This window comes from Polaromonas sp. P1_E3 (assembly GCF_056405935.1).
In genome coordinates this window covers 1-6889 of the sequence record NZ_JBFUBD010000136.1, presented here as the reverse complement: position 1 = coordinate 6889, position 6889 = coordinate 1, and the positions used below count along the sequence as shown (strand labels likewise).

General features: G+C 61.5%; 6 protein-coding genes, 1 tRNA gene and 1 pseudogene. 1 reads left to right on the top strand and 7 read right to left on the bottom strand.

The annotated features are described in order from the left end of the window. The 4 genes and pseudogenes from AC1D0Z_RS13800 to AC1D0Z_RS13785 form a co-directional block, all read right to left on the bottom strand. A pseudogene (locus AC1D0Z_RS13800) lies at positions 1–186 on the bottom strand (AAA family ATPase); the annotation flags it as partial. Between the two features lie 13 nt (positions 187–199). Then, on the bottom strand, positions 200–1441 hold the full coding sequence (gene argJ, locus AC1D0Z_RS13795; RefSeq protein ID WP_477658798.1) for a bifunctional glutamate N-acetyltransferase/amino-acid acetyltransferase ArgJ: 1242 nt from the start codon (positions 1439–1441) through the stop codon (positions 200–202). Between the two features lie 59 nt (positions 1442–1500). Next, entirely contained in the window at positions 1501–4266 is a 2766-nt protein-coding gene (gene secA, locus AC1D0Z_RS13790; protein ID WP_477658797.1) for a preprotein translocase subunit SecA, read from the bottom strand. Positions 4267–4479: 213 nt separating this feature from the next. Beyond that, complete coding sequence (locus AC1D0Z_RS13785) at positions 4480–5460, bottom strand: M23 family metallopeptidase (RefSeq protein ID WP_477658796.1); 981 nt, start codon at positions 5458–5460, stop codon at positions 4480–4482. A 52-nt stretch (positions 5461–5512) separates the two neighbouring features. On the opposite strand from AC1D0Z_RS13785, the gene AC1D0Z_RS13780 reads away from it, so the two are divergent. Beyond that, on the top strand, positions 5513–5830 hold the full coding sequence (locus tag AC1D0Z_RS13780) for a hypothetical protein (RefSeq protein WP_477658795.1): 318 nt from the start codon (positions 5513–5515) through the stop codon (positions 5828–5830). Between the two features lie 124 nt (positions 5831–5954). Here AC1D0Z_RS13780 and AC1D0Z_RS13775 read toward each other — a convergent pair. The 3 genes from AC1D0Z_RS13775 to AC1D0Z_RS13765 form a co-directional block, all read right to left on the bottom strand. Then, positions 5955–6030: transfer RNA gene (locus AC1D0Z_RS13775), tRNA-Thr, on the bottom strand. 12 nt (positions 6031–6042) lie between these two features. Then, positions 6043–6594, bottom strand: a complete 552-nt coding sequence (locus tag AC1D0Z_RS13770) for a ClpXP protease specificity-enhancing factor (RefSeq protein ID WP_477658794.1) — start codon at positions 6592–6594, stop codon at positions 6043–6045. Positions 6595–6637: 43 nt separating this feature from the next. Continuing rightward, a partial coding sequence (locus AC1D0Z_RS13765; protein ID WP_477658793.1) for a glutathione S-transferase C-terminal domain-containing protein occupies positions 6638–6889 on the bottom strand: 252 nt, incomplete at its 5' end.

Below are 6889 nucleotides of genomic sequence, written 5' to 3'. Positions count from 1 at the left end.
ACCGAGACTCATGTTGCCAATATGGCGCACCGGCTCCAGCGAGCCGTGGCCGGAGCTGCGCTTGCGGTAGCGGTAGGCAATCGAAGCGCTCCAGTCGGGTGCGCTCAAGGGCTGCGGCAGCACGGACTCAATCCGCGCCATCAGGGACTCGACGCGGGTGATCAGGCGTTCAAACTGCTCGTTCATGGGGGTGTGCTGATTAACTGCGGTAGTCGGCGTTGATCTTGACGTAGTCGTAAGACAGGTCACAGGTCCAGACCGTGTCGGCTGCATCGCCCCGGCCCAGGATCACGCGCACGGTGATCTCGCTCTGCTTCATCACGCGCTGGCCGTCGGCTTCCACGTAGCCGGGATGGCGGCCGCCGTTTTTGGCGACCAGCACATCGTCCAGGTACAGATCGATCTTCGTCTGGTCCAGGTCGTCGATGCCGGCGTAGCCGACTGCCGCCAGGATGCGGCCAAGGTTGGGGTCGCTGGCGAAGAAGGCGGTTTTCACCAGCGGCGAATGCGCAATCGCATAAGCCACCTTGCGACACTCTTCACCGGTCTTGCCGCCTTCGACGGCAATAGTGATGAACTTGGTGGCGCCTTCGCCGTCGCGCACGATGGCTTGGGCCAGCTTGCGGGCAATGTCCAGCATGGCAGCGCGCAAGGCCTTGCCTTCTGCACTGTCCAGCGAAGTGATGGGTGGATGCTTCGCCTTGTTGGTGGCCATCACGACGAAGGAATCATTGGTCGAGGTGTCGCCGTCGACCGTCACGCGGTTGAATGAGCCTTCAGCCAGTTCTGTGGCCAGTTGCGCCATCAGCGGCTGGGCAACGCAGGCATCCGTGGCCATGAAGCCGAGCATGGTGGCCATGTTGGGTCGGATCATGCCGGCGCCCTTGCTGATGCCGGTGATGGTGACGTCGGCGCCTGCGATCTTGACGCGCGCGGAGAAAGCCTTGGCGACGGTATCCGTCGTCATGATGGCTTCGGCAGCGCTGCCCCAGTTGTCGGCCTTGGCGGCTTCCAGTGCGGCCGGCAGGCCCGCCGCGATGCGGTCGTTGGGCAGCGGCTCCATGATGACGCCAGTGGAAAACGGCAGGATCTGCTCGGGCGCAATATCCAGCAGGTGGGCCAGTGCGATGCAGCTGGCATGCGCGCGGCTCAGGCCGTCGTCACCGGTGCCGGCATTGGCATTGCCGGTGTTGATGAGCATGGCGCGTATGCCCGCCGTCTTGCCGCCGTTTTTGGCCAGGTGCTCACGGCAGATCTGGACCGGTGCCGCGCAGAAGCGGTTTTGCGTGAAGACGGCGCCAACCGAAGCACCCTCGTCGAGCAGCAACACGGACAGGTCCTTGCGGTTGGCCTTGCGGATACCCGCTTCGGTAATGCCCCAGCGCACGCCGGGAACAGGGTGAAGGTCCGCGGCGGGCGTGGCAACCAGGTTGACGGGCATATTCCAGGACTCCGGAAATCAGGGTTTAAGTCGGGCAGTGTTCCGCGCAGGCCGGGTTGTCAGTTCAACCGGCCGTGGCAGTTCTTGTACTTCTTGCCCGAGCCGCAGGGGCACGGGTCGTTGCGGCCCACACGCGGCACTTCGCCCGCCGGTATGGACGACGCACGGCGCTGCGATTCGCTGTCCAGCGTGGTTTCCACCTCACCGGTTTCAGTGGGTGCGGTGTAGGTGACGTTGGTGATGTTCTCGGCGCGGCTTTCCATTTCCTCGGCGGCCTGCTCCAGCTGTTCGCCCGACTGGATCTTGACGGTCATCAGCACCTTGGTGACTTCGTTCTTCACGCTGTCAAGCAGCTGGCCAAAGAGCTCAAATGCTTCGCGCTTGTATTCCTGCTTGGGCTGCTTCTGGGCATAGCCGCGCAGGTGGATGCCCTGGCGCAGGTAGTCGAGGGCGCTCAGGTGTTCGCGCCAATGGCTGTCGATGCTCTGCAGCAAGACAATGCGCTCGAACTGCGTGAAGTTTTCTTCGCCGATTTTTTCGACCTTGTCGGCGAATGCGGCATTGGCTGCGGCAATGACTTTTTCCACGACTTCGTCGTCGGTGATGGCGGTCGCGGCTTCCAGCTCCTGGCGCAGGGGCAGCTCGATCTGCCACTCGTCGCGCAGCACGTTCTCAAGCCCGGCGATGTCCCACTGCTCTTCAACGCTTTCAGCCGGCACATACTGCCGCGCCAGATCGGTGAAGCAACCCTCGCGCAGGGAAGCAATCTGCGCCTGCAGGTTGTCCGCATCCATGATGTCATTGCGCTGCTGGTAAATCACCTTGCGCTGGTCATTGGCGACGTCGTCGTATTCGAGCAGCTGCTTGCGGATGTCGAAGTTGCGCGCCTCGACCTTGCGCTGTGCGGACTCGATGCTGCGCGTGACAATGCCCGCCTCGATCGCCTCGCCGTCCGGCATCTTGAGACGCTCCATGATCGCCTTGACGCGGTCGCCCGCGAAGATGCGCATCAGCGGGTCGTCCAGGCTCAAATAAAAGCGCGATGAACCGGGGTCGCCCTGGCGGCCCGAACGGCCGCGCAGCTGGTTGTCGATACGGCGCGATTCATGGCGTTCGGTCGCGATGATGCGCAAGCCGCCCAGGGAGGTGACCTGTTCGTGCTCTTCTTTCCAGACTGCGCGCAGGCGGGCAATTTCAGCTTCCTTGGCCGCCGCATCGAGCGACTCATCCGCTTCAACCGCTTCAACCAATTTTTCCACATTGCCGCCCAGCACGATGTCGGTGCCGCGGCCCGCCATGTTGGTGGCGATGGTGATCATTTTCGGCCGGCCGGCCTGGGCAATGATGTCGGCTTCGCGGGCGTGCTGCTTGGCGTTGAGCACCTGGTGCGGCAGGTTTTCCTTGACCAGCAGCTGGTCGATGATTTCGGAGTTTTCAATCGACGTGGTGCCGACCAGCACGGGCTGCCCGCGCTCGTAGCATTCGCGGATGTCCTTGATGGCGGCTTCGTATTTTTCGCGCGTAGTCTTGTAGACCCGGTCCAGCTGGTCATCGCGGCGGCTGACGCGGTTGGGCGGGATCACCGTGGTTTCGAGCCCGTAGATTTCCTGGAATTCGTAGGCTTCGGTGTCGGCGGTGCCAGTCATGCCGGCCAGCTTGCTGTACAGGCGGAAATAGTTCTGGAAGGTAATGGAGGCCAGCGTCTGGTTTTCAGCCTGGATCTGCACGCCTTCCTTGGCCTCGACGGCCTGGTGCAGGCCGTCGCTCCAGCGGCGGCCCGACATCAGGCGGCCGGTGAACTCGTCCACAATCACGACCTCGCCGTCCTGTACCACATAGTGCTGGTCGCGGTGGTAGAGCAGGTTGGCGCGCAGCGCTGCATACAGGTGATGCATCAGCGAAATATTGGCCGGGTCGTACAGCGTGGCGCCTTCAGGGATCAGGCCCAGGTTGAACAGCAGGCGTTCGGCGTTCTCATGGCCCTGCTCGGTCAGGAAAACCTGGTGGGTTTTCTCGTCGATGGTGTAGTCGCCGGGCTTGGTCACGCCCTCGCCGGTGCGCGGATCGGCTTCGCCTTCCTGGCGCGTCAGCAAGGGCACGACCTTGTTCATCGCCAGATACATCTCGGTGTGGTCTTCCGCCTGGCCGCTGATGATGAGCGGCGTGCGGGCTTCGTCGATCAGGATCGAATCGACCTCGTCGACGATGGCGTAGTTCAGGCCGCGCTGCACGCGATCAGCCACCTCATAGACCATGTTGTCGCGCAGGTAGTCGAAGCCGTACTCGTTGTTGGTGCCGTAGGTGATGTCGGAGCCGTAGGCGGCCTGCTTTTCCTCGCGCGACATGTTGGGCAGGTTGATGCCGACGGTCAGGCCCAGGAAGTTGTAGAGCTTGCCCATCCAGCGCGCGTCGCGGCTGGCCAGGTAGTCATTGACCGTCACCACGTGCACGCCCTTGGCGGTCAGCGCATTGAGGTACACCGGCAGCGTAGCGGTCAGGGTCTTGCCCTCGCCGGTGCGCATCTCCGAAATCTTTCCGTTGTGCAGCGACATGCCGCCCAGCATCTGCACGTCAAAGTGGCGCATCTTCATGACGCGTTTGCTACCCTCCCGGACCACGGCAAAAGCCTCGGGAAGAATGGCGTCGAGTTCTTCGCCGGCAGCCACCCGGTCTTTGAACTCCTGGGTTTTGGCGCGCAGCTGGTCGTCGCTCAGCTTCTCGTACTGGAGTTCCAACGCATTGATGCGCTCTACGGTTTTGCGGTAAGTTTTGAGCAGGCGGTCGTTGCGGCTGCCGAAAATTTTGGTCAGGATGTTGGAAGCCATAAATGCGAGGCCGCCTTTGACCGCTCCCGCGAGCTAGGCAATGCGGCCGAAATCCCTTTTTGTGTACGGAACCTAGGTATGGGCGCCAACAGTTACTTCAACTGGGCCCAAACCCCTGATTTTAACTCTGCCAAAGGAGTCACATGGCCACCCGCTGTAAAACCGCAGCGGCAAGCCATAAGCCGCGCACAAGGGCGCGGCAGCGGCAAGCGCCTAGTGGGGCCGCGGCAGCTGTGGGGCCGGCACGGGCGGCCGCGGGGAAACCGCTGCCACCGTGGGCCCGGGCAGTTTCTGCCCTGCGGTCAGGAATTTTTGGGGATCCTGAAAGACCCCCTGGACCAGCACCTCGAAATGCAGGTGTGGCCCCGTGGAACGGCCAGTGGTGCCGACTTCTGCAATCTTCTGCCCGCGTTTGATCAGATCGCCTTTTTTGACCAGTACACGGGACGCATGGGCGTAACGCGTGACGAGTTCGTTGCCATGGTCGATTTCCACCATGTTGCCGTAAGCGGGATGGAATTCCTGCGTCACCACCACGCCGCCCGCCGCGGCCAAAATGGCGGTACCCGGTTCGGAGGGGAAATCAAGCCCGGTATGCAGGGCCGAGCGCCCGTTCATGGGGTCAATCCGCCAGCCGAAAGGCGAGCCGAGGTTGCCGCCAGCCACCGGCTCCTGGGTGGGGACCATCATTTTCTTGATCTTCTGGTCGAAGAGGCGAGACTCCATCACAGTCATCAGGTCCACGCGCTGGTCGGTCAGTTTGTCCAGGGCTGCCAGGGTGGCCTGCAGCTCTTCCATGGTCAGAGAGGGCCCTGCCACCAGCGCCCCGCCGCGGCCGGGCGTTACCTTGATGTCATTCGGGCTGACACCCGCCAGGCCCGAGACCCGCTCGCCAAGGGCTTCAAGCTGCATCATCTTGGCCTGCATTTCACCGACGCGCCTGGCCATGACGTCAAGGTTTTCGCGCATGAAGCGGTCGCGCTGATCGAATTCGTCCTTGACCATGAGCTTGACCAGCGAGCCGATGACCGGCCAGCCTTCGCGCGCTCCCTTGAGGAACACCCAGTGGTAGAGACCGGCAGCCACGAGCATCAGCGCCAGGGCGGCCACAAAGCCGGCCAGCACCAGTTTGGTACCGCTTAAATAAATGGCCCGGCTTTTCGCCAGCCACGCATCCGTGATAATCAAATGCACTTGTCTACCTCTTTTTTTTCAGCTTGCGCTTGCCTGGTGCAAACTGCCCATCATGACCACTGACCGGCGCCTTCCACAAGCGCTTTCCGTTTACGAGGCGGCCGGGAACTCACCCTCCCTGGCCCGGCTGACGGAGCTCGTCCAGGAGTCCAGCGAAAGGCTCAAGGCCATTGAGTCGCTGATTCCGGAAGCCCTGCGCCCCGCCGTTCAGGCCGGACCGATTGACGGTGACAGCTGGTGCCTGCTTGTAAAAGGCAATGCAGCGGCCGCAAAAATCCGGCAGCTTCTTCCCCTTATCCAGGCACGCCTGCTTGGCAAAGGTTGGAAGGTTACATCAATTCGGCTCAAGATACTAATAGCCAAAAAGTAGTCGTCCCGGCTGGCTCACAAGAGCCTCAATACGCCTGAACCCACACATTGGCCGCGTTGCCTGCTACCAATTTTGTAGCGATGGTACCCATATGGCATGGGAAAGGCAACAGGAAAGGGGGAAATGGTGCCGCTTGTCGGAATCGAACTGACGACCTACCGCTTACAAGGCGGTTGCTCTACCAACTGAGCTAAAGCGGCACAAAAGCTATTTTACTTGACCCGTTTCAAGGAAGGCCGTGTGCGTGGCGACTTCGGTGGCTCCGGCGGCTCGGAACCATCATCGCCTTGTGTATCCGCGCTGCTTTCAGGCACCAGCTGCATGATCTTTTCCGGGCCATCCGCCGGGCTGTGCGAATGCGCAGGCGGCACGGCCGCCACGGGAGCGGTGCCATGGGTATCTTCGGCGTCCGTCTCAGCGCCGGAGACGGTAGCGGAAGAAGCCGCAACCATGGGAAAAGCCATACCCTGCCCGTTTTCGCGGGCATAGATGGCAATCACGTGGCTGATAGGAACCATGATTTCCCGGGCGCTGCCGGCAAACCGTGCCTTGAATTCGATGAAGTCGTTGCCCAGCTTGAGCGACGAGGTTGCGTCAAAACTGATGTTGAGCACGATCTCGTTGTTCTTGACGTACTCGCGTGGCACCTGCACGGTGTCGTCCACCGACACGGCCACATAAGGCGTGAAGCCGTTGTCGGTGCACCACTCGTACAAAGCCCGTATCAGATACGGTCGCGTTGACGGTGAGTCCAGGGCGTTCATGAATTCAGCCAAGCTGCTTGTCCAGAAATCGGGTCAGGTGGAGTTATTTCCGCATGACCTTTTCGGAAGGCGTCAGCGCTTCGATATAGGCCGGGCGCGAAAAGATGCGTTCCGCATACTTGAGCAACGGTGCGGCATTTTTCGACAGGTCGATATCGTAGTAGTCCAGGCGCCACAGCAGGGGGGCAATCGCCACGTCCAGCATGGAAAAGTTGTCGCCCAGCATGAACTTGTTTTTCAGGAAGATCGGTGCGAGCTGCGTCAGGCGGTCGCGGATGTGCGAGCGGGCTTTTTC